Raw genomic sequence first — 22,605 nt, forward strand, 5'->3', positions numbered from 1 at the left:
CCTATCGGCCACATCCCTGCGGCCAGGGAAAGTCCCCAGTGTGGATAAACCGGCGCTTAGCCTACGCCGCCTTCGACCTCCCCCTTGGGCCGTTTGGCCTTGAGCAACGAGGCGATCACGCCGCCGGCCAGCAGGCTGATGGTGATGCCCAGCGACCAGGGGGCGGGGAACTTGCCGCCGAAGAACAGGTCGCCCGCAAAGATCTTGAAGCCGATGAACACCAGCACCAGAGCCAGCGCCACCTTCAGATAGTGGAAGCGGTGGACCGCGTTCTCCAGGGCGAAATAGAGCGCCCGCAGCCCCAGGATCGCGAAGATGTTGGAGGTGTAGACGATGTAGGGGTCCTGGGTGATGGCGAAGATGGCCGGCACCGAGTCGATGGCGAAGACCAGGTCGGCGAACTCCACCAGCACCAGGGCCAGGAACAGCGGCGTGACGAACAGCATCAGCTTGCCGCTGACCGGATCAGCCTGCCGCACGAAGAACTTCGAGCCCTGGAAGCCGTCGGTCACCCGCAGATGGCCCCGCAGCCATTTCAGGATGGCGTTGTCGGTCAGGTCCTTGGCCTCTTCGGCGTCGCTGGCGAAGGACTCCTTGAGCATCTTGGCGCCGGTGAACAGCAGGAAGGCCCCGAAGATGTAGAGCACCCAGGCGAAGTTCGCGACCAGGGCCGCGCCGATGCCGATCATGATCGCCCGCAGGATGATCACACCCAGAATGCCCCAGAAGAGCACCCGGTGCTGCAGCTCCCGCGGCACGGCGAAATAGGCCAGGATCAGCGAGATGACGAAGACGTTGTCGAGCGCCAGGGTCAGCTCGAGGAGATAGCCGGTGTAGTATTCCACCGCCTTCTGCGAGCCGAGATCGTACCAGATCCAGGCGCCGAAGCTCAGGCCGATAGCGATATAGGCGGCCGCGGCCTTCACCGATTCCGCCGGACCAATGACGTGGTCCTTACGATTGAAAACCCCCAGGTCGAGGGTCAGGACCGTGAGCACGATCCCAAGGAACAACAGCCAGAGCCATGCGGCCTGACCGAGAAACGGCGTTTGTAAAAATATAAGGAGAGCGTCCATCGGACCCCGCACCTCTCATAGTCACGACGCCGCGTCCGCGTCTGGAGAGTGAAGATCCGACATCGTCGCGACCGCCGTCGCGACCAGAGGGGCCCGGACCGAGCGGCGGACATAGGAGGACTGATCGGCCCCGTCAACGGGGGCGCGGCGATCTCAGGTCGAATAGGTCAAACTGGGATACCAGTCGGCGCCTCGCCCCTCCGGCGTCATGTCGAGCACCATCCAGAGCGGCGCGGGGTCGGGCGCACCGCGAGGATCCTGCCCTGGATCGGGGCTCGTCATCTCACCGGACCAGAAGTGGCGGACCACGCCATCGCGGCGCGTGAAGACGTTGATCGCCGGAACCTCCTCGCCCTCCGGCGTCAGGCCGAGATAGTCCTGGAAATAGGCTCCGGTCAGATCGCTGAAGAGCCGCAGGTCACGCCATCCGCGCTCGGCTTTCCAGGCGGTCAGCCGGTCGATGGGTGATCGCGCAATGACCGCCAGGGAAACCTTCTGGTCGATGTCGGCGGCGTTCCCCTCCCAGGCGTCCAGCAGGTTGGTGCACATGGGGCACGGCCGCGCCCGTTGTGGCCCGAACATGTAGGAATAGGTGACCAGCGTGTCGTGGCGGCCGAACAGGCCGGCCAGGTCGATCACTCCGGCCTCGCCTCCGAACCGATAGTCGCCGGTCACCGGCCCGCCGGGCGGCAGGGCCCGACGCTGGGCCGCCACCCGCTCGATATGCCGGCGCAGCTCGATTTCCTCGGCCAGCAGGGCCGTGCGCGCGGCGCGATAGTCCGCGCTCTCATTGGGGATACGGATCGGATTGTCGCGGGCCAGGTCCTGAGCTGGGACCAGGGTCGGGATCTTGGCGTCCATGGCGGTTCCCTCCTTGGGTTTCCCCTAGGACGGACGTCCTCCGGGCGTTCCGACATCCCTCGCCCCAGCGGCCACGAAAAAGGCCCCGGCTTTCGCCGGGGCCTTCTTGTCGCTTTCACAGATCGACCGCCTTAGGAGGCGTAGAATTCGACCACGAGGTTCGGTTCCATCTTCACCGGATAGGGCACTTCGGCCAGTTCCGGGGCGCGGATGAAGCGGGCCGACAGGCCCTTGGCGTCGACTTCGATATAGTCGGGAACGTCACGTTCCCCCGAAGCCTGGGCTTCCAGAACCAGGGCCATGTTGCGCGAGCGCTCGCGCACCTCGACCACGTCGCCGGGCTTCACCCGATAGGACGGGATGTTCACGCGCTTGCCGTTCACAGTCACGTGGCCGTGGTTCACGAACTGACGCGAGGCGAACACGGTGGGGACGAACTTGGCGCGGTAGACCACCGCATCCAGGCGCGATTCCAGCAGGGCGATCAGGTTTTCCGAGGTGTTGCCCTTGCGGCGCGCAGCCTCGGTATAGGTGCGGCTGAACTGCTTTTCGGTCAGGCTGCCGTAATAGCCCTTGAGCTTCTGCTTGGCGCGCAGCTGCAGGCCGAAGTCAGAAACCTTGGACTTGCGGCGCTGGCCATGCTGGCCGGGGCCGTAGGAACGCTGGTTCACCGGCGACTTGGCGCGGCCCCAGATGTTCTCGCCCATGCGGCGGTCGAGCTTGTATTTCGCGGAATGACGCTTGGTCATGAACACTCTTCATCATCGACACGGCCCGGCGCTTCCGAGAGTGGAGGCGCGATCTCAACGGCGGGGCCCGTATCACCCGTAATGGTCTTCGCACCGCGCAGTCGCCCGCCGGTGTGAAGGCGCGGTGTATGCCCACCGGGACCGCGGGAGTCAAGGTGACCGGGGGGCTAAGGCCTTGCGGCCATGGCGGACAGGGCCATGGCGTCATTGGCCGGGCGAGACGGAAGTTCGCCCAGAACCTTCCGCCGTACGATCTCGGCCAGGGCGCGAACCTCGATGGCGGCCTGACCACGGGGCTCCCATTCGGTGACCCCCTGCCCTTCCGACAGGGCCGACTGATAGGCCTGCCGCACCCGCAGGGGCGCCGCCGCCACGGGGACGCCGGCGAAGCGCAGGGCGTCCAGGGTCGAGGACACCTGGCTGGGCTCCCGCCCCTGCCGCGCCGAGGGGCACTGGTTCAGGACGATCAGGCCACTGGCGCGAAGCTGGCGGAGGAGTTCCAGGGTCTTCAGGGCCGCGGCCACGTCGAGATAGGTGGGGCGGCTGACCACCAGGCACAGGTCGGCCACCTTGATGGCGGCGACGACATCGCCCTCCGGAGCGGCCGGGGTGTCGATGATCAGCAGGTCCCCGCCGCTGCGCCGGGACGCCGTCGTCAGGGCGAACAGCTTGGAGGCCGAGGTTTCCACCACCGACAGGCTATGGGCCCGAAGCGCCTCGCTGGAGGACCGCAGCGGATCAGCGTCGGCCAGCACCGCGCGCGCGCCCTGTTCGCGCAGGGCCGCCGCCAGATTGACCGCCACCGTCGTCTTGCCGGCGCCGCCTTTGCGGGAAATGACTGCGATGGTTTTCATGATCGCCCCCGCCAAAACCCTAGGCCCAACTTATCCACAGGATCAAGACGTCCCCATGGGCGAGCCGGCGCCACCGGGACGGGCGCCCTGTCGGAAAGCGTCAGGCCGTGCGGGTCTGTCGGCCATGGGCAGGCCTCAGGCGCGGACCCCGCCATCGACCCGAAGGTCCTCGCCGGTCACGTAGCTGGCGGCGCTGTCAGCCAGATACATGACGGCGTGGGCGATCTCCTCCGGCTGGCCTGCGCGGCCGGCCGGGGTCCGGGCGCCGGAGGCCTGCGCCGCGCCGCCGCCCATCATCGGCGTGTCAATGGGACCGGGCGAGACGGCGTTGACCCGGATATTGTCGCCGGCCACCTGCAGGGCGGTGGAGCGGGTCAGGCTCAGCACGCCAGCCTTGGACAGGGCGTAGGACATGATGGGGCCGGAGCCCACATAGCCCATGACCGAGGCAGTATTGATGATCGACCCGCCGCCCCGGGCCTTCATGGCCGGGATTTCGTGATTGGCGCAGCGGATCACGCCCTCGAGATTGGTAGCCATGATGTCGTTGTGGACCGCCCAGTCGAAGTCCGCGCCCATGTCGCCGGCCCGCCCCGCGATCCCAGCATTGTTGAAGGCGATGTCGAGCCCCCCGAAAGTCTCGACGCAGGCCGCCACCAGGGCGGCCACATCGGCCTCGACCCGCACATCGGCCCGCCGATAGATGGCTTCGCCGCCGGCGGCCCGGATCTCGGCCTGAACCTCGGCGCCCAGGGCCTCGCGGCGACCGCAGAACATCACCTTGGCGCCCTCCAGGGCAAAGGCCTTGGCCGTCGCCCGGCCGATGCCGGAGGTCGCCCCGGTGATCAGCACCACCTTGCCGGCGAAGCGGCCATTCCGAGCCAGGGCGGTCGCGCCCTCCGGCGGGGTCTTCAGGTCGGCGGCGGCGGCCGATTGGGCCGCCGCGGCGGCCAGGCCCATCCCACCGGCGATCAAGGCGCGGCGCGAGGGCGTCGTATCGGAATGGGCCATGTCATCCTCCAGAAGCTGGGCGGCTGCCGGCGGGATCGCCGCGACGCCTCGTTTGCCGCCTCGCAAGACGACGTTCTTTCATCATGAGGCACGGTCGGGCGCGGCGGCAACCATGCCGGGACTCAGCCATTCTCTGGAGATGAAGCAGATGCCTGGACGTGGCGGTTTCGCATCCCTGAGCCTGACGGCGCTCCTGCTGTCAGGCTGCCTGGTGTCGACCCCCGACGATATGGAGACTCCAAGCCCCGACGGGCAGTTCATGCTCGACGTGACCTTTACAGGCGGCGGCCTGACCCTGCGCCCGGGCCTGGGCGCCGAACTGAGCCTGCGCCATGAGAGCGGCGCAGAGACCGCCTTCGCCACCCTGGACTCGGTCCGCAGCCTGGGGATCGCCTGGACCGGCGCCCGCGCCTTGCGGATCTGCGCTGAAGACGCCGAGCCCGTCGACGACGCCTCGGTGGTGGTGGAGACGCCGGCCGGCCCGGAGACCTTCACCGTCACCTATGCCTGCCCGGCCCAGCCGTCGCCCGCAGGCTTCCAGGGCTAGAGCGTGATCAGACCGCTTCCACCGGCGGCAGGCGGTAGGCGCCGTCCAGCAGTTCAGGCTTGGGCAGATAGGCGCGCATGAAGAGCGCGAAAGGCCCAGCGGGCGCCGGCAGCCAGTTGCCCTGCAAATCCTCACCGGGGCTTTCGCTGCCGATCCAGATGTCGAGGGAGCCGTCCTCGTTATAGGTCAGGCCCTCGGTGCGATCGCCGATCGCGTAGCGGTCCAGGGGATTGTCGGCGAAGAAGAACTGGCCGTCCTCGGTGGCCTCATACAGGCTGAGCGACCAGAAGGAATTCACCGGCGGCAGACGGTCGGCGGGGAAGTGAAGCCGGTAGGCCTTCAGCCCGTCATAGAGCCCGCGGGGCTGGTCGCCTCGGGCGCGCATATAGAGCGCCTCCACCGGCGGCAGGGCGGCCAGGCCCCCCAGCGCCACGCTGGCCCGGTAGTGATAGTTCTGCCCGAAGTCGCCCAGCGTCGCGCTGGGATAGGACCAGCCGTCGATGAAGTGGTCGCCGGTCAGGCCGCCCCGGCGCACCGCCACCCGCGCCTCGGCCAGGCCCGCCTCGATCTCGGCGGCCTCGGCGGCTGAGAACCGCGCAGGATCAAAGCCCGTCTCCAGTCCCAGGGGCGCGATCTCCTCCAGCAGGGCGCGGTCGGTGACCGGCGGCGGATTGGCCTTCATCAGGTCCGCCAGGGCGGTGAAATAGTCCTGCCAGGACGCGCTGCGCTTGACCGCCGGCGGCGGGGTCGGCGCCGCCGGCCCCTGGATCGCCAGGCCTGACTGAACCTGCTGCGCCGCCTCCAGGTCATCTGGCCCGTAGACCACGACCCGGCCCAGAGCCCAGACGTGGTTGGTCGGGGCGCGGACCACATGGCCGCCCTCGGCCGCCTCATGGGGGCCCACCAGGGTGAAGGTCCCGCCCTTGGGGCCGGTGGTGCGGGTCCCGAGGATCGCGAAATTGTTGGTGTAGGCGTCCATCAGGGCCAGGGAAAAATAGCGGTCCCCGGTCTGCGGCAGGGTCAGAGTCACCGGTCCCTGCGACAGGTCCAGCTGAGCCGACGAATAGAGGGTGTCGTTGTTCGGCGTGGTCACCGCCCGATGCTTGGGCGTGGCCAGCTTGCGCACATGGGCGATGGTGTTGAGGCTCTGGCCGAAGGACAGGCCCCGCGCCCGGGTCGTGGCGATCTCGATGAGCGGCAGGCCGTAGAGCCAAGCCTTCATCGCCGCCGTCTTCAGATCCGTTCCCGACATTGCGCTCTCCCCGACCGCAGATAGGTTATCATTGATCTCTTATGATCTCGGGAGGCGCCCCTGCGTCAAGTCTCCGAGCCGCCCGGACCCGCCGCCGCCTCGCGCTCGGCCTTCTCGCGGGCCAGCTTGTCCAGCACCCGCCCGCGGCCGCGCGAGAGGGCGGTCACCACCCCGCGAAAAGTACGCACCTCCTGATCGCTGAAGCTGGCCCGGCCCAGGGCCGAGCGGAGGTTCTGGATCATCGACGGCCGCTTCTCGGGCGGATGGAAGAAGCCGGCGGCGTCCAGCTCAGCCTCCAGCTGTCCATAGAGCCCCATCATAGCGGCCTGGTCGGCGGGCTCAGGCCCGTCCCGGAAGCGCGGCGGGGGGCCCGAGGCCTGGGTCATCCGCCACTCATAGGCGTTGATCGCCACGGCCTGGGCGAGATTCAGTGAATGGAAGCGCGGATCCACCGGCACGGTCACCACCGCCTGGCAAAGGGCGACCTCAGCGGTTTCCAGCCCGGCGCGCTCGGCCCCGAACAGCAGGCCGACCTTCCGGCCCGCGGCGGCGGCGGCGGCCAGCTCTCCGGCCGCCTCCCGCGGAGTGATCACCGGAAGCTGCAGCTCCCGCGGGCGCGCCGTGGTGGCGAACACCAGCTGCAGGTCCCCCACGGCCTCGGCCACGCTGCCGCAGACCTTGGCCCCGTCCAGGGGCCAGTCGGCGCCGGACGCCGAGGCCCAGGCCCGGTCCTGAGGCCAGCCGTCGCGGGGATTCACCAGCCGGAGATCCTCCAGGCCGAAGTTGGCCATCACCCGGGCGCAGGCCCCGATGTTCTCGGCCAGCTGAGGGGCGGACAGGATAATGGTTGGAGCGGGGGGAGAAATTACGGTCATGTGGCGTTTTCAGTCTGAGCGACGATGCGCGCAAGCCCCTCGCCCACTGTCCGGAGCCTTGCCCATGCGTCGCCTCGTCCTTCTGGCCGCCGTCCTGCTTGCCGCCGCCTGCGAACCGGGCATGCCGCAGACCGTCTCCACTACGCCGCGCCTGGACGCCGAACGCCTGGACGAGACGGCGGCCGAACTCACCGCCCGCGCCGCGCCAGCTCGCCTGGGGGCTGCAGTGATGAACCTGGAGAGCGGCGAGCTATGGGCGATCAACGGCGTCGATCGCTTCCCGATGCAGAGCGTCTTCAAGGCGCCCCTGGCCGCCGCCGTCCTGGCCGAGGTCGACGCCGGCCGCCTGGACCTGGAGGAGACCATTACGCTGATGGACGAAGACATCTCGCCGCCCTTCAGCCGCGTGGCCGACGCCTATCCAGGCCGCCGGGACTATACGGTGGCCGAGCTCCTGACCCTGGCGGCTGGCGCCAGCGACAACACCGCCGCCGACGTGTTGATGCGACGAATCGGCGGCCCCGGCGCCGTCACCGCCTGGCTGCGCGCCCAGGACATCCGTGAGATGCGGGTCGATCGCTATGAGCGCCAGCTGCAGCCGGAGATCGCCGGCCTCGACTCCTTCCGCCTGGATTGGAAGGGCGAAGCAGCCTACCGGGCCGCCCTGCAGGAGGTGCCCGCCGCCGAGCGGCAGGCCGCCACGGAGGCCTATCTGGCCGACCCGCGGGACACGACCACCCCCCGCGAGGCCCTGCTCTTCCTGGCCAAGCTCGCCCGGGGAGAGCTGCTGTCGCAGGCTTCCACCGCCCGCCTGCTGAAAATCATGGGCGAAACTCCCACCGGCGCGGGACGACTGGCGGCCGGCCTGCCGCCGGGCGCCCGCCTGGCCCACAAGACCGGCACGGCCCGCACGGACCTGGGCATGAATCCCGCCACCAACGACATCGGCCTCATCACCCTGGAGGATGGCCGACAATATGCGATCGCGGTCTTCCTCTCCGGCTCCACCCTGCCGGAGGCAGAGCGCGAGGCGATTTTCGCCGACCTGGCCCGCAGCGTGGCCCGCGCCATCGGCTGAGCCCTTCGGACTTGCCTTGGGTCAGGCGGACTTTTCTTGAGTCAGGTGCGCAGGCGAATCGATCCGACCAGCAGCAACGACTTTCCCCCGGGCCCATAGAGGCGAACACCGGTCGCCCGACCGGTCTCAAGTCGCTGGATCAGATTCTCCTGCGCCGGGTGCAGCCCGAGCGCCCGCAGCGCGGTGACCCTGGCGCCGCCCAAGGAGATGGGCTCGACGGCGAGGGTCAGCTCCTGACCACCTTCGGGCGCGAAGTCCTGGATTTTGCTGACTTGTCCGCGCAGACGGCCGCGACCTTCCGGCGACTCGAAGTCCCACGGCTCCGCCACCAGCACCAGGACTGGGGCTCCGATCAGGCCGTGTGGAAGAGGTTCGGCGCGCACGCAGGTTTAACTAGCTCACCTGTGCGACGTTCCCATGCCGATCATCTTTGACGCCGTCGTGGCTTTGCGCACCGGCGCAGGCCTTGTATACGGCCTCAACCCCTCAATTCCGCCACGGAGCGCGCCTCGCCTATGGCCAAGATCAAAGTCGCCAATCCCGTCGTCGATATCGACGGGGACGAGATGACCCGGATCATCTGGAAGATGATCAAGGACAAGCTCATCTTCCCCTACCTCGACCTCGAGATCGCCTATTACGATCTGGGCATCGAGTATCGCGACAAGACCGACGACAAGGTCACGGTCGAAGCCGCCGAGGCCATCCAGAAATACGGCGTCGGCATCAAGTGCGCGACGATTACGCCGGACGAGGCCCGGGTCGAAGAGTTCGGCCTCAAGCAGATGTGGCGCTCGCCCAACGGCACCATCCGCAACATCCTCGGCGGCGTGGTCTTCCGCGAGCCGATCATCTGCAAGAACGTCCCGCGCCTGATCCCCGGCTGGACCCAGCCGATCATCGTCGGCCGTCACGCCTATGGCGACCAGTACCGCGCCACCGACTTCCTGGTGCCCGGCAAGGGCAAGATGACCATTCGCTGGGAAGGCGAAAACGGCGACGTCATCGAGCGCGAAGTGTTCGACTATCCGGGTTCGGGCGTGGCCATGGCCATGTACAATCTGGACGACTCGATCCGCGAGTTCGCCGAGGCCTGCCTGGCCTACGGCCTGAACCGCAACTATCCGGTCTATCTCTCGACCAAGAACACCATCCTCAAGGCCTATGACGGGCGCTTCAAGGACATCTTCGCCGAGGTCTACGAGGCCAAGTACGCCGAGCAGTACAAGGCCGCCGGCATCGTCTACGAGCACCGCCTGATCGACGACATGGTCGCCTCGGCGCTCAAGTGGTCCGGCGGCTTCATCTGGGCCGCCAAGAACTATGACGGCGACGTCCAGTCCGACCAGGTGGCCCAGGGCTTCGGCTCGCTCGGCCTGATGACCTCGGTGCTGATCACCCCGGACGGCAAGACCCTGGAGGCCGAGGCCGCCCACGGCACCGTCACCCGCCACTATCGCCAGCATCAGCGCGGCGAGAGCACCTCGACCAACTCCATCGCCTCGATCTTCGCCTGGACCCGGGGCCTGGAGCACCGGGCCAAGCTGGACGGCAACGAGGCCCTGGCCAAATTCGCCAAGACCCTGGAAGAGGTCTGCGTCTCCACCGTGGAAAGCGGTTCGATGACCAAGGATCTGGCCCTGCTGGTGGGCGACACCCAGGGCTGGCTGACCACCGAAGGCTTCATCGACAAGGTGGCGGTCAATCTCGACAAGGCCCTGGCCGCCCGAGGCTGAGGCCTGGCCTGAGGCCCCTACGGTTCGGCGCGGCGCGCCGGACCGCCATGGGCGGCGACCGCGCCGAACGCGCGCCGCCGCGCCATCAGATCGCGCAGATCTTCCTTGTTGGTCACGGCCTTTCGGGCGTCCGAAACGACCTTGTCGGCGTGGATGCGAAGCACGGCCAGCCGATGCGGATCGCGCTCCTGCTCAGCCACCAGGGCCAGGATCTCCAGCAACCGGATGGCCACGCTGGGCGAGCCTGCCCCGTTCTGGCGGATCATGTCGAAGCAGACATCGACCAGGCCGGCATAGTCGCTGACCGGCCGGAGCAGCACCACGCGCCCATCCCGGATCGTCACCCCCGTGGGAAAGCTCCGGGGAACCACCCGGCAAAGGGCCGACCCCAGCTGGTCGAGAACGGCGATGGCCGTCATGGGGTCATTGATCCCCGGCGATAGCGCCCGGACGGCCACTTCCACCAGCTGGCGCACGCTATATTCCAGATCGCTGCCGGAGGTGCGCTTGGCGCCCAGGGCGGTGGCTCGCGCCACAGCCTCTTCCGCCCCCTGTGTCCCGGCGGGATGAACCAGGGCGACGCAGCCGCCGGCGACGACGAAATCGCCAGGCCGCACCAGCAGGCGGACCCGCGCCCCGGCCTCCTGCGCCCAGTCGGCGAGCGATTCCACATCGAGCTCCTGGAGATAGCCGTTGCGGCGATCGGTGAGCGGCCGAGCGCTCGACCAGTCAAGGTCAATGTCCCCTGGCTCCAGGGTATTGGGTTCGGGTTCGCCAAGCGTCAGGCTGTCCAGAGCTGCGAACAGCTCGCGGCGAACCAGGTCGATCACGGTGTCGATATTGATCCGCGTCGACATGTGGTGGACGTAGTAGACCAGCAGGGCCACGCAGAGCGCCGCCAAAGCCATGGCGCCGGCCAGGGCCAGGCGGGGCACGAACAGCTCATCCTCGCCGCCGCGAACCTGGCGCAGGACCACCAGGCAGTAGGCGAAGGTCCCCAGGAAGACCCCCAGCACCACCTGATTGCCCCGGTCGCGGGTGAAGTTGTCCAGAAGGCGCGGCCCCATCTGGCTCGACGCCAGGGTCAGGGCCGCGATGGTGATGGAAAAGAGGGTGCCGGTGACGCCGATGGTCGAGGTGGCGATAGCCCCCAGCAGGGTTCGGGCGCCGCTCTCGCCGCCCTCATAGAGCAGGGATTGGAGTGGTTCGGGAATCCAGTCGGCCCCCTCGGCCGCCACTGCGGCAAACGCCGCCGCCGTTCCGAGCGCAACCAGCACGGAGGGCACGACCCAGAAGGTCGTCCGCAGATCGTGCGCAAGCTTGTGTAGGCGGGCCCCCATGGCGTCTCAAACGCACAGGCCAAGCTTAGGCTCCGTGACGCGGCGGACGACCCCAGACCTCCCGGGGGGCGAGGGAAATGGCGGCGGGGCGATCACCGTGTTAAGCCTGAGCCATAACCTGCAAAGCTTGGCCGAGGGGACCCGACCGGCCCATGGTCAGACGTCAGCTCTTCCAGATCTTCCTGGTTTGCCTTGTCCTGTTCGCGCTCGCCTTCGCCGCGGCGCCCTGGTTCGCCTATCGGGCCCTGAAGGCCAATGCCCGGGACCAGGACGTGGCGGGCCTGGCCGAGATGGTGGATTTCCGCGCCCTGCGCACCAGCCTGCGCGACCAGGTCCGCGAGCCGCCGCCGCCGGAGCGCGCCGCCGGCGAGGCCGACCCCGCCCCCGACATCTGGCGTGATCCCATGGGCGCGGTCCGCCGGGCGCTGGAGCCCTTCGCCGAGCCCCTGGCCCCGCTCACCCCCGCGCCTGCCCGCCTCGAACCCTACCTGACCCCGGCCGGGCTCTATGACGTGGTCCGCGGCTATGAGCCGGGCGCCGCGCCACCCGAGCCGCCGCCGGCGCAGGGCGTCCGGCGCCTGTCCGCCCCTCTCAGGGAGCCCTGGCCCAGCCTGCGCTACTGGGGCGTCAACCGCACCCGGTTCGCCGTCCACCCGCCGGGGCGGCCGGGCGAGGTGAGTGTCCTGACCTTCCAGCGCACCGCCCTTTTCCAGTGGACCCTGGTCCATGTGCGCCTGCCTGAGCGCCCACAGCCCTAGACCCGGTCGGACCGTCGAGACTTGGACCTTGTTGCGCGCATCGCGCCCTTCTTCGCGATCATCGCCGTCGGCGCCGTGGCCGGCCGGATCGGCCTGCTGGGCGGCCGCCTGGGGGGCTGGCTGTCGGCCTACACCTTCTGGATCGGCTTTCCCGCCCTGCTGATCCGCTGGCTCGGCGACGCCCCTCCGCCGGACATGAGCCAAGCCGCCGCCCTGGGCCTCTATGGGATCAGCCTGGGCTTCATTCTGCTGGTCGCCTGGGCGGTGGCCCGGCGGCTCGGCCTGCCCCGCCAGAGTGTGGCCGGCCTGCCCATGGCCGCAGCCATCGGCAACACCGCCTTTCTGGGCGCGCCCCTGGCCGTCGCCGTGCTGGGTGAAGCCGTCCGTCCCCAGGCCGCAGCCTTGGTGGCGGTGGACTTCATCGTCCTGATGGGCCTGGCCGTGGCCATCCTGCAGACCGGCGCCGCCTCGGTCGGTCTTGGCGCAGCGCTGCGGCGGGTGCTGGCCAATCCCACCGTGCTGGGAGCCGTCTGCGGCCTCTTCCTGTCAGCGACAGGCATGCGGCTGCCCGGACCTGCCGACCAGGGGCTCAGCCTGCTCGCGGCGACCGCCAGCCCGATCGCCCTGATCGCGCTGGGCGGCCTCATCGGCCGTGAGGGCGCCTGGCCGGACCGCGCCGCCCTCGCCCCCTTGGGCCTCGCCCTGGGGCTGAAGCTGCTCGCCGCCCCGGTGCTGGTCTGGCTGGTCCTGGGACTCGGCGGAGCCGATCCGGCCACCCGCGCTGTCGCCACCCTGCTGGCGGCGTGTCCGACGGCCGTGAACGTCTTCATTCAGACCCGCGCCCTAGGCGTCTTCGCCCGCGGCGCCGCCGAGGCGGTGATTGCCGGTACGGTGCTGAGCGCACTGACCCTCTCCCTGGCCGCCCACTTCCTAAGCTAGAGCGTTCCTGTTATGTTCTTATCGTTGAGCGGGCCTAACGGGCTGGCTGATGAGATGGGAGAGATCAGATGACGACGCCGCCGACCGCCGGGGCCGCAGCCCCGGTTCTTGGCTACATGACCCTTGGCGCAGACGACCTGCCTGCCGCCGTCGCCTTCTATGACGCTGCGCTGGCGCCCCTGGGCCTGAGCCAGCTCTACGCCTTCGAAGGCTGGACCGGCTATGGCCGCGAAGGCGACCCCTCAGGCCAGACGCTTTGGGTCTGCAAGCCCTTCGACGGTCAGCCTGCCCGGGAAGGGAATGGCGTCATGCTGGGCTTCTACGCGCCAACGCCGGAGGTGGTGGACGCCTTCTACGCCGCGGCCATGGCTCATGGGGGCGCCGACGAGGGGCCGCCCGGCCTTAGACCGCAATATGGCGAGGGCTGGTACGCCGCCTATGTCCGCGATCCCCAGGGCAACAAGCTGGCCTGCGTGCGCACGCCGCCGGCCTGACGGGCCTTAGCCTAGCCGGTGATGGCGGCCTTGAGAGCCGCCAGGCCCTCTTCGGCCCGCGCCCCGTCGGGAGCGCCGCCCTGAGCGAAGTCCGGACGCCCGCCGGCGCCCTGGCCACCCATGGCGATCACCGCGGCCTTGGCGAGGTCAGCGGCGTTGAAGCGGTCCTTGGCCGCGCCGGTCACCGCGACGGTGACGGCGGCCTTGCCGTCGGCCACCCCCACCAGGGCGATGATCCCGTCGGCCACCTGCTTCTTGAACTCCTCGGCGATGGGCCGCAGATCCTTGCCGCCGACGCCGTCCATCACCCGCGCCAGCACCTGGACGCCGCCAATGTCCTCAGGTCCCGCCTGCGCCGCGCCGCCGCCGCCCATGGCCAGCTGGCGCTTGGCGTCGCCCAGTTCCTTTTCCAGCTTGCGCCGTTGCGCCTCCAGGGCCTCCACTCGGCCCAGAACCTCGGAAACCGGGGTCTTGAACTGCTCGGCCAGCTGGCGAGACACCAGGGCCTGGTCCAGCAGCCAACGTCGGGCCGGCTCGCCGGTCAGGGCCTCGATGCGGCGAACCCCGGCCGCCACGCCGCTCTCTGAGACAATCTTGAACAGGGCGATATCGCCGGTGCGCGCCACATGGGTGCCGCCGCAGAGCTCAACCGAATAAGGGCCGCTGCCGTCCAGGGCCCGGCCCAGGGTCAGGACGCGGACCACGTCACCATACTTCTCGCCGAACAGGGCCATGGCGCCGGCCTCGATGGCCTCCTCAGGGGCCATGTTCTTGGTCTCGGCCGGCAGATTCTGACGGATCACCGCATTCACCTCGGCCTCGATCTGGTCGATCTCTTCCAGCGTCAGGGGCTGGCCGTGGCTGAAGTCGAAGCGGATGCGTTCGCCGTCCACCATCTGGCCCTTCTGGCTCACATGGGGGCCCAGCACGTTGCGCAGGGCGGCGTGCAGCAGGTGGGTGGCGGAGTGGTTGGCCCGGGTGGCGGTGCGCCGCTCGGCGTCCAGGGCCAGGCGCACCGCGGCGCCCGTGACCAGGGCCCCGTCGGTGATCTCGATCACATGGACATGCAGGTCGCCGGCCTGCTTCTGGGTGTCGAGCACGCGGGCCTGGCCGCCGGCCCACTCGACCTCGCCCAGATCGCCGGCCTGGCCGCCGCTCTCCCCATAGAAGGGGGTGTGGTCGAACAGGGCCTGGACAGTCTGGCCGGCCTCGGCGCGGGCGATCTCTGCGCCGCCGTCCACCAGGGCCAGGACCTTGGCTGTGGTTTCGGTGGTGTCGTGGCCGACGAATTCGGTGGCGCCCAGGCGTTCGCGCAGGGCGAACCACTCGCCCGACGCCGCCACCTGGCCAGAGCCGGTCCAGGCTTCGCGCGCCTGGTCCTTCTGACGCTTCATGGCCGCGTCGAAGCCAGCGAGATCGACGCTCAGCCCCATGGCGCGCACAGCGTCCTGGGTCAGGTCGAGGGGGAAACCATAGGTGTCATAGAGCTTGAAGGCCGTCTCGCCCGGCAGTTCGCCGCCCTGCGCGAGCTGGGCGGTGGCCTCTTCCAGCAGGCTCATGCCGCGGCCGAGCGTACGGCGGAAGCGCTCCTCCTCCTGGCGCAGGGTCTCGGAGATCGTCGCCTCGGCCCGCCGCAGTTCCGGATAGGCCTCGCCCATCTCCGAGACCAGGGTCGGCACCAGACGGTGCATCAGGGGTTCGGCGGCGCCCAGCATGTGGGCGTGGCGCATGGCTCGGCGCATGATCCGCCGCAGCACATAGCCGCGACCCTCGTTCGAGGGCGAAACGCCGTCGGCGATCAGGAAGCTGGTGGACCGAAGATGGTCGACGATGACCTGGTGGGAGAACCGAGCCTCGCCGCGGGCGGCCGCGCCCGTGGCCTCTTCGCTGGCCGCGATCAGGGTGCGGAACAGGTCGGTGTCATAGTTGGAATGGACGCCCTGCAGGACCGTGGTGATCCGCTCCAGGCCCATGCCGGTATCGATCTGCGGCTTGGGCAGGTCCTTGCGCGTGCCGTCGGCGAACTGTTCCCAGCGCATGAAGACCAGATTCCAGATCTCGACGAACCGATCGCCGTCCTCGTCCGGGCTGCCGGGGGGGCCGCCGGCCACGTGGTCGCCGTGGTCGTAGAAGATCTCGGTGTTGGTGCCGCAGGGGCCCGTATCGCCCATGGACCAGAAGTTCTCATCCAGCCGCACGATCTTGGAATCCGGCAGTCCGGCGATCTTGCGCCAAAGGGCCGCAGCGTCCTCGTCATCCGGGGCGATGGTGACCATCAGCCGCGCGGGGTCCAGACCAATGTCCTTGGTCATCAGTTCCCAGGCCAGCTCGATGGCGCCTTCCTTGAAATAGTCGCCGAAGGAGAAGTTCCCCAGCATTTCGAAGAAGGTCTGGTGGCGGCCGGTATAGCCGACATTGTCCAGATCGTTGTGCTTGCCACCGGCCCGCACGCACTTCTGCACCGACACCGCCCGGGGCGCGGGCGGGGTCTCGGCGCCGGTGAAGTAGTTCTTGAACGGCACCATGCCGGCATTGACGAACATCAGCGTCGGATCGTTCTGCGGCACCAGCGGCGCCGACGGGATCATCAGGTGATCGCGACCCTTGAAGAAGTCGATGAACGTGCTGCGGATCTGGTTCAGGCTGGACATGGCTTGCATATAGGGCGCGCAGGCTCCGCCGCGCAGGGGAATTTTGCCGGTCGTTTACGGGAGTCCACGGCGCGCGCAAAGAAAAAGGACGCCCTGGCGGCGGGCCAGGGCGTCCTCCTCCGCAAACGAGGCGCCACGTTGGGGTCCTGGCAGGACCGGACGCATATCGGCGGGGGTGTCCGGCCCGGGCGCGACGCTGTCTGCGGAGAAACCTATGGCGAGCGCGTCCCAGGACCCGCCTGAGGCGCCGCTCAGGACCTCAGTCGTCCTTGTCGTCGGGCCCGCCCACAAGCAGTTCTTCTTCGATCTTGGAGGTGGCGCCGCGCACCGCCTTCTCGATCTCGTCGGCCACGTCGCGATTGGCCTTCAGGAACTCCCGCACATTGTCGCGGCCCTGGCCGATCCGCTGGCTGTTGAAGGAGAACCAGGAGCCGGACTTCTCGACCACGCCGGCCTTGACGCCCAGGTCGATGATCTCGCCGAGCTTGGAAATGCCCTCGCCGTACATGATGTCGAACTCGACCTCGCGGAACGGCGGGGCCACCTTGTTCTTCACCACCTTGACCCGGACATTGTTGCCGACGATCTCGTCGCGCTGCTTGACCGAGCCGGTGCGGCGGATGTCCAGGCGCACCGAGGCGTAGAACTTCAGCGCATTGCCCCCGGTGGTGGTCTCCGGGCTGCCGTACATGACGCCGATCTTCATGCGGATCTGGTTGATGAAGATCACCAGGGTCTTGGTCTTGGAAATCGAGCCGGTGAGCTTGCGCAGGGCCTGGCTCATCAGGCGGGCCTGCAGGCCCGGCAGGCTGTCGCCCATCTCGCCTTCGATCTCGGCCCGCGGCGTAAGCGCCGCCACGGAGTCGATGACGATCACATCGACGGCGCCGGAGCGGACCAGGGTGTCGGTGATCTCCAGGGCCTGCTCGCCGGTGTCCGGCTGCGAGACCAGCAGATCGTCCAGGTTCACGCCCAGCTTATGGGCGTAGGACGGGTCGAGCGCGTGCTCGGCGTCCACGAAGGCCGCTGTGCCGCCGCCCTTCTGGACCTCGGCCACCACATGCAGGGCCAGCGTCGTCTTGCCGGAGCTTTCCGGGCCGTAGATCTCGACGATCCGCCCCTTGGGCAGGCCGCCGATCCCCAGCGCCAGATCCAGGCCAAGCGAACCGGTGGAATAGGACTCGATCTCGACGATCTTGCCCTTGTCCCCCAGCTTCATCACAGAGCCCTTGCCAAAGGCCCGATCGATCTGAGACAGCGCCGCCTCGAGCGCGCGCTGCTTGTCGCCTTCTTCTTTACCCACGAGTTTCAACGCCGACTGTGCCATTTGAGGGGACCCCTTATCCCATGATTCCATCGGGCCGACCGGGGCGATCCCCGGCTCGCGCGGCCAGGACTCGGGTGTACGCTTTTTGTTCTATGTTCGCAAGATGTTCTCTCGCCGCCCCGTAGGGGGCTAGGCCCTACCTCAGGACGTTGAGGAGGGAGCTTTCCTTCAGGGCCACGAAGACCTGGGCCGCGGCCTGAACCGAGATCTGGGCCTGTTCAAGGTTGGAGATGGCTTGCGTCATGTCGGCGTCGACGATCTCGCCGATCATGCTCTTCATGCTGTTGGTGCGGATCACCAGATCCTCCTTTACCGACTCGACCCGGCTCTGAACCATGCCGTTGCGGCCGACGGTGTTGATCTGATCGTTGTAAACGCTGTCCCAGATCTGCAACTGACCCTCAAGGAAGGTTCGCTGGGCGTCGGTGAGATTGCCCGTGAACGGGCCGTCGGGACCTTCGTGGAACGCCTGCATGGACTTGAAGGCCTCCATCATATCCGTTCCGAAGGCGTCGGCCAGGAAGCCGGTGTTCACCAGGGTGGAGTCGTCGACCTTGGCCTGGGCGATGAAGGTGTCGTTGTGAAAATAGTCGGCCACATTGGTGGCCGGTATAGTCAGGTCGCTGAGCGTGGTGGCCGAGAACGGCGGAGTGTCCACCTGGCCGCCGGAAAACAGATACTTGCCGCCATAGCGACTGTTCAGCCCCTCAACCCCGTTGCGGAAGGCGCCCTGCATGTCCTGCATCAGGGTGTCCACCCGACCGCTGGCGATGGCCTCGGCGATCGCCTGCCGGGCGGTCTGAGCGGCGTCGGCCACCTGGTTGAGGGCGAAGTCCTGGGTGATCAGCTTGTCGTTCACGAGCTTATTCTGCTCGGTATAGCTGGCTAGGCGCGTGTCGATGGAGCGCATCGCGGTCAGCATCTCGGCGTTGCGCGAATAGTCCTTCAGGTCCGAACCGTTTTTCTGGCTCGACACCTTTTCCCCGGCGTCGGTCTGACGCTGCTGGGCGGCGATCAGATTGGCCAGGACGGCGCTGTAGTTCCCGCCGGTGGAGACGCGGCTCACCATGTGGATGGTCCTCAGACGATGTTGGTCAGGACGTCGAACAATTCCTTGGCCGCCTGGATCATGCGGGCCGAAGCGTTGAAAGCCTGTTGATATGTGGTCATTCGCACCAGCTCTTCGTCGAGATTGACTCCCTCGACAGCCTGGCGACGGTTCATGGCCTCGGTCTGGACCGCCCGCGCGCTATCTCTGCGAGTGTCGGCGGCGGCGGCCTCCCGACCGACCGAGCCGCCGAATTCCGAGGCGTAGCGCGAGACGGTCATGTTCACCGCGCCCAGGGAGCCAGCCGCGGAGAACCGAGTCACCACATCACCGGCATTCGCCAGGGCCAGGGCGCCGCGGCCATCTCCGGGGGTCAACACGGGCTGCCCCGGCGCCATGGAGAGATCGAGCTTGGCCAGGCCAACCTTCATCGGGTCGGCCACGAAGGAAGGAGCCACCTGAAGCCGGTTGGCCCGGCTCGTGCGCTCTGTGACTCCCAGGCCGAAGAGTTCGCTGATGGAAGGCCCGCCGGCGCCGCGGGAGGTGTTGTCCTGCACCACCGAGACGGTGGCGTAGAAGGGATCGGACCCAGCAAAGGCCAGGGCGCCATTGGCGTCCAGGCTGTATTGGCCATAAAGCCCGACGCCCGTGGTGTTGCTGTTCAGGGCGTTGACCAGGTCGGCCATGGTGGCGCCTGCGGGCACCGTGATCGTCACATCGCGGATCGGCTTGCCGTCGGCCTGGGCCAGCCGCAGCACCATCTGGTCGCCCGGGGTGAAGCCGTGAGCGTCGGTGAGGGACAGGCCGCTGTCATAGTTGGTGACGCCATCGGAGCGCACGATGTCGTTCAGACCGAAGAAGTGCGAGAAGCCCCGCCCGGCCTTCTGGGACGTCCCCTCATCCATCGCCACGCCGCCGGCTGCGGCCGAAAGGCTGAGCACCCCGTTGGTGAAGCTCGCCGATCCGGTGGCGCCCAGGCTGGTGTTCAGATCGGCCAGAAAGCTGGCCGGGGTGAAGGCCGCCGCCGGGCCGCCGTCCACGCTCATGGTCCCGGCGTCGAAGTCGATGTCCACCCGGCGGGTCAGCTGGCCGGCGGCGTCGACGATGGCGACCGTGGTGGCGCCGCTGAAGCCGCTGACCGCCGTGGGCAGGTCAAGACCCGTATACCGCCCGGTCAGCGTCGCCTGGGCCGGCACGGTGGTGGCCCCGTTGTGTGCGGCGTTGATCGCGTCGGCCGCCCGGCTCATGAACTCGCCCAGCTGGTCAGACAGGCCAGGCAGCTTGTCGTCGCGCAAATCCAGCAGCCCGCGGAGTTCGCCGCCGGTGATGGTGATCGGCTTACTGACGCCGGATCCGGCTGTGGTGACGGCGGTGATATAGCCCTTGGTGCTGTCGGTGCGGGAATAGGACAGCACGGCTGCGCCGTCGCCCGCCAGCATTACGCCCTCTGTGGAGCGGATCATCAGCCCGCCCGTCGGCCGGGCCGAGACCTGGACGTTCATCAAGGTGGTGAGTTCGTCCACCAGCTGGCTCTGGATGTTCTCCGAGCCTGAGGCGTCGGCATTGACCATCTTGGCCCGGCTGATGTCGGCGTTCAGCTTGTTGATCTGGTCGAGCAGGTCATTGGCCCGGTCGATGTCGGCGCTGATCTTGGTGTCGACGGTCCGGAACAGGTCCTGCAGCGAGTTGTTAATCCGGCCGCCTTCGTTGAGGAAATCCTCGACCGTGGAAAGAGCCTGGCTGCGGAGCAGGCTCGAGGACGGATCATTGGCCGTCGCCGCAAAGGCGCTCCAGATGTCATCGAGCCGCCCGAAGAAGAAGCCGTCGCCCGACGGGTCGCCGAACAGGGACTGGGCGTTGTCCATATACTGGGCGACCGCTTCCCAGCGCCCCGCTTCGGAGGCCGAGCTCAGACTGGCCAACTGAAGGTACTGATCTGTCACCCGCTTGACGCCCGAGACCTCGACGCCCATGCCGCGACCGCCGACCACCAGCTGCTGCTGGTCCACGGTCTTGCGGACGTAGCCGGCGGTGTTGACGTTGGCGATGTTGTCGGAGACGGCGCGGAGTCCGACCTGCGACGCCACCAGGCCGGAATTGGCTGTCTTCAGGACCGCTGTCAGCGACATGGCCTTCACCTTCCACCCGGCAATCCTCGCTGCGGCGCCCGGCGCATTCTGCCGGGCATAGAGTGAACGCGCACGCGAGGGCCCGGAAAAACCCTAGCCTTTTCAATACCGACCCATTCAGGGCCCGGAACGGACACCTGAACGGTCGCAAGTCTGGCGCCAGCTTTTGCGCACCGGCCCGGTAACCCTTTTGAAAGGCGGCAGACTCGTCCGGGCCATCAAGGGTCGACTGGGCAAGATCCGCCTGCGCCCAAGCCAGGCCCGAAACGGAGCAATTCGCGTTTATCCAGCTTTTTCAGCTTCTTAGTGGCGATGTCGGAATTGGCGTGAAGGTTGCTGGCGTTGTGTCGAACACCCCGGCGCAGCAGGCGCCACATCCCACTTCACGTCCGGCGCAATTGCTTCTGCGCCCAGCCTGCTGGCCCTGATGTCGTTTTCGTTGCCGCTTATCGCCGTTCCGCCCCCCGCCGTCTCTGGAGCCGGCGGCCAGACTGCGCCTGACGCCCCGGGCGCGTCGGCCGCGTCGGGTTTCGGCGCCCTGCTGGCGGCGCTGCTGGGCGAAACCCCCGAGGCGCAGGGGCAAGCCGCTGTCGGTCCCGGGAACAAGGGCAAGGCGGCCGTCCCGACCGAGGCGAGCACGCCCGACGCCACCACCCCTGAAGGAACCGGAGACGCGCCTGAAGGCGAAGACGCCGAGGCCATGGCCGCCGAGGCCGCCCTGCTGGCGGCGGCGGCGCAGCCGCCGCCTGTCATTCCGATCACTGTTCCGACCGATCGGACGGCGACCGCCATCGACCCCGTCGCGGGCGTCGCCGTGACCCCGACGACTGTAGGGTCGTCCTCTGCCGCCGTCCCAGACGTCGACGCCGCGCTCTCCCCCGAGCTGGAGGCCCCTCCCGCCGAAACCGCCGCGCCCGAGGTCCCCGACACCCCGGCGCCTGCCGTCGAGGCGAAGCCCGGGACTGCAGCCTCAGCAGACACGAATGAGGTTTCGCCCTCTCCGACGCCGGCCGCGGCTTCCAAGCCGGCCGCCCACGTCCCATCGGGCGATCCGGCCGCCCAGAACACCGCACGCCCCCCGGCGACAGGGTCGGTTGCGGCAGCGCCCACGGCGCCCGCCGCGACGGACACGACTTCGCCGCCGACGCCGGCCGCCCCAGCCCAGGCCGCCGTCGTCGCCGCAGCCCAGCCGCTGATGACCGCCGCCGTGGCGGCCTCCGCCACCAGCCTCAAGGCGACCCAGACCACAGACCCGGTCGAGACCGCCGCCACCGAGACCGCCGACCAGACGGCCCCAGCGGCCGCCAAGGCCGGCGAGGCCAAACCCAACGCCTTTGTCGAACAGGCCAAGCCGAACGCCTTCGCCCTGATCCAGCCGGATCCTGCGGCCGCAGCCGCCAAGCCCGAGGCCCAGACCCTGCTGGCCACGGCGGCTGAACCCACAGCGGGCGACGGCGCACCGGCGGACGTCGAGATCCCGGACGCCACCGCCCATCTCGACGCGCCCGATCAATCCAACACGTCAGCGGCCACCGGCGCCTCTTCGACCAACCTTGAAGCGCGCGAGGCCGGCCGCGTGGCGGCGACCTCGGCCACCGTGGCTGACCTGGCGACCCAGGTGTCGCGCAAGCTGCAGGGCCGCAATACGCATTTCGACATCCAGCTGACGCCGGAAGGCCTCGGACGGGTGGACGTGCGGGTCGATATTGACGCTCAGGGCAAGCTCACCGCCGCCATGGCCTTCGACAATCCCCATGCGGCGGCCGAACTGCGCGGCCGGGCTGGAGATCTGCAACGGGCCCTGGAGCAGGCCGGCTTCGACATCTCCGGCGGCCTGTCCTTCCAGTCGCCGCAGGACGGCCAGGGCGGCGGACGGTTCG

The 22,605-nt window shown here is 68.4% G+C and carries 20 protein-coding genes; 7 read left to right on the forward strand and 13 right to left on the reverse strand.

Annotated elements, in window-relative coordinates:
- Nucleotides 1-56: 56 nt before the first annotated feature.
- The 5 genes from V7702_RS06115 to V7702_RS06135 all read right to left on the reverse strand — a co-directional run bounded on the left by V7702_RS06115 (nucleotide 57) and on the right by V7702_RS06135 (nucleotide 4,551).
- A complete protein-coding gene (locus V7702_RS06115) occupies nucleotides 57-1,076 on the reverse strand; it encodes a TerC family protein (RefSeq protein WP_335649252.1) in 1,020 nt (339 codons plus the stop codon).
- Between the two features lie 153 nt (nucleotides 1,077-1,229).
- Nucleotides 1,230-1,937, reverse strand: coding sequence for a DUF899 family protein (locus V7702_RS06120; RefSeq protein WP_335649253.1), 708 nt, complete (start codon nucleotides 1,935-1,937; stop codon nucleotides 1,230-1,232).
- A gap of 131 nt (nucleotides 1,938-2,068) precedes the next feature.
- On the reverse strand, nucleotides 2,069-2,686 hold the full coding sequence (rpsD, locus tag V7702_RS06125) for a 30S ribosomal protein S4 (RefSeq protein WP_335649254.1): 618 nt from the start codon (nucleotides 2,684-2,686) through the stop codon (nucleotides 2,069-2,071).
- Between the two features lie 167 nt (nucleotides 2,687-2,853).
- The gene (locus tag V7702_RS06130; protein WP_335649255.1) at nucleotides 2,854-3,540 is read right to left on the reverse strand and encodes a ParA family protein; all 687 of its coding nucleotides are present in this window, start codon (nucleotides 3,538-3,540) and stop codon (nucleotides 2,854-2,856) included.
- A gap of 135 nt (nucleotides 3,541-3,675) precedes the next feature.
- The gene (locus tag V7702_RS06135) at nucleotides 3,676-4,551 is read right to left on the reverse strand and encodes an SDR family NAD(P)-dependent oxidoreductase (RefSeq protein ID WP_335649256.1); all 876 of its coding nucleotides are present in this window, start codon (nucleotides 4,549-4,551) and stop codon (nucleotides 3,676-3,678) included.
- Between the two features lie 112 nt (nucleotides 4,552-4,663).
- Here V7702_RS06135 and V7702_RS06140 point away from each other — a divergent pair, with 112 nt between their 5' ends.
- On the forward strand, nucleotides 4,664-5,098 hold the full coding sequence (locus tag V7702_RS06140) for a hypothetical protein (protein WP_335649257.1): 435 nt from the start codon (nucleotides 4,664-4,666) through the stop codon (nucleotides 5,096-5,098).
- 7 nt (nucleotides 5,099-5,105) lie between these two features.
- Here the strand turns inward: V7702_RS06140 and V7702_RS06145 are convergent, their stop codons facing one another.
- Entirely contained in the window at nucleotides 5,106-6,350 is a 1,245-nt protein-coding gene (locus V7702_RS06145) for a DUF1254 domain-containing protein (RefSeq protein WP_335649258.1), read from the reverse strand.
- A 65-nt stretch (nucleotides 6,351-6,415) separates the two neighbouring features.
- Nucleotides 6,416-7,225, reverse strand: a complete 810-nt coding sequence (locus V7702_RS06150) for an RNA methyltransferase (RefSeq protein ID WP_335649259.1) — start codon at nucleotides 7,223-7,225, stop codon at nucleotides 6,416-6,418.
- Nucleotides 7,226-7,289: 64 nt separating this feature from the next.
- Here V7702_RS06150 and bla point away from each other — a divergent pair, with 64 nt between their 5' ends.
- Entirely contained in the window at nucleotides 7,290-8,303 is a 1,014-nt protein-coding gene (bla, locus tag V7702_RS06155) for a class A beta-lactamase (RefSeq protein WP_335649260.1), read from the forward strand.
- Between the two features lie 41 nt (nucleotides 8,304-8,344).
- On the opposite strand, the gene V7702_RS06160 is transcribed toward bla, so the two are convergent.
- Nucleotides 8,345-8,638, reverse strand: a complete 294-nt coding sequence (locus V7702_RS06160; RefSeq protein ID WP_335649261.1) for a hypothetical protein — start codon at nucleotides 8,636-8,638, stop codon at nucleotides 8,345-8,347.
- A gap of 180 nt (nucleotides 8,639-8,818) precedes the next feature.
- On the opposite strand from V7702_RS06160, the gene V7702_RS06165 reads away from it, so the two are divergent.
- Nucleotides 8,819-10,039: an NADP-dependent isocitrate dehydrogenase gene (locus V7702_RS06165; protein ID WP_335649262.1), complete on the forward strand. Its 1,221-nt coding sequence runs from the start codon at nucleotides 8,819-8,821 to the stop codon at nucleotides 10,037-10,039.
- Between the two features lie 17 nt (nucleotides 10,040-10,056).
- Here the strand turns inward: V7702_RS06165 and V7702_RS06170 are convergent, their stop codons facing one another.
- Nucleotides 10,057-11,379, reverse strand: a complete 1,323-nt coding sequence (locus V7702_RS06170) for a DUF2254 domain-containing protein (RefSeq protein ID WP_335649263.1) — start codon at nucleotides 11,377-11,379, stop codon at nucleotides 10,057-10,059.
- Between the two features lie 152 nt (nucleotides 11,380-11,531).
- On the opposite strand from V7702_RS06170, the gene V7702_RS06175 reads away from it, so the two are divergent.
- The 3 genes from V7702_RS06175 (at nucleotide 11,532) to V7702_RS06185 (ending at nucleotide 13,570) form a co-directional block, all read left to right on the forward strand.
- Nucleotides 11,532-12,137: a DUF2939 domain-containing protein gene (locus V7702_RS06175; protein ID WP_335649264.1), complete on the forward strand. Its 606-nt coding sequence runs from the start codon at nucleotides 11,532-11,534 to the stop codon at nucleotides 12,135-12,137.
- 21 nt (nucleotides 12,138-12,158) lie between these two features.
- Complete coding sequence (locus V7702_RS06180) at nucleotides 12,159-13,076, forward strand: AEC family transporter (protein WP_335649265.1); 918 nt, start codon at nucleotides 12,159-12,161, stop codon at nucleotides 13,074-13,076.
- Nucleotides 13,077-13,144: 68 nt separating this feature from the next.
- Nucleotides 13,145-13,570, forward strand: coding sequence for a VOC family protein (locus V7702_RS06185; RefSeq protein WP_335649266.1), 426 nt, complete (start codon nucleotides 13,145-13,147; stop codon nucleotides 13,568-13,570).
- An 11-nt stretch (nucleotides 13,571-13,581) separates the two neighbouring features.
- On the opposite strand, the gene alaS is transcribed toward V7702_RS06185, so the two are convergent.
- From alaS to flgK, 4 genes are all read right to left on the reverse strand, one after another.
- Nucleotides 13,582-16,221, reverse strand: coding sequence for an alanine--tRNA ligase (gene alaS / locus V7702_RS06190; protein WP_335649270.1), 2,640 nt, complete (start codon nucleotides 16,219-16,221; stop codon nucleotides 13,582-13,584).
- A 259-nt stretch (nucleotides 16,222-16,480) separates the two neighbouring features.
- Nucleotides 16,481-17,578 (reverse strand): recombinase RecA, encoded by a 1,098-nt coding sequence (gene recA, locus V7702_RS06195; protein WP_442958399.1) that lies wholly within the window; start codon nucleotides 17,576-17,578, stop codon nucleotides 16,481-16,483.
- 106 nt (nucleotides 17,579-17,684) lie between these two features.
- Complete coding sequence (locus V7702_RS06200) at nucleotides 17,685-18,617, reverse strand: flagellin (RefSeq protein WP_335649267.1); 933 nt, start codon at nucleotides 18,615-18,617, stop codon at nucleotides 17,685-17,687.
- Nucleotides 18,618-18,628: 11 nt separating this feature from the next.
- Nucleotides 18,629-20,725: a flagellar hook-associated protein FlgK gene (gene flgK, locus V7702_RS06205; RefSeq protein WP_335649268.1), complete on the reverse strand. Its 2,097-nt coding sequence runs from the start codon at nucleotides 20,723-20,725 to the stop codon at nucleotides 18,629-18,631.
- A gap of 427 nt (nucleotides 20,726-21,152) precedes the next feature.
- Between flgK and V7702_RS06210 the strand changes: the two genes are divergently transcribed.
- Nucleotides 21,153-22,605, forward strand: a 1,453-nt coding sequence (locus tag V7702_RS06210) for a flagellar hook-length control protein FliK (RefSeq protein WP_335649269.1), incomplete at its 3' end; no start/stop codon positions are given.

Source organism: Phenylobacterium sp., assembly GCF_036963605.1.
Lineage (GTDB): Bacteria > Pseudomonadota > Alphaproteobacteria > Caulobacterales > Caulobacteraceae > Phenylobacterium.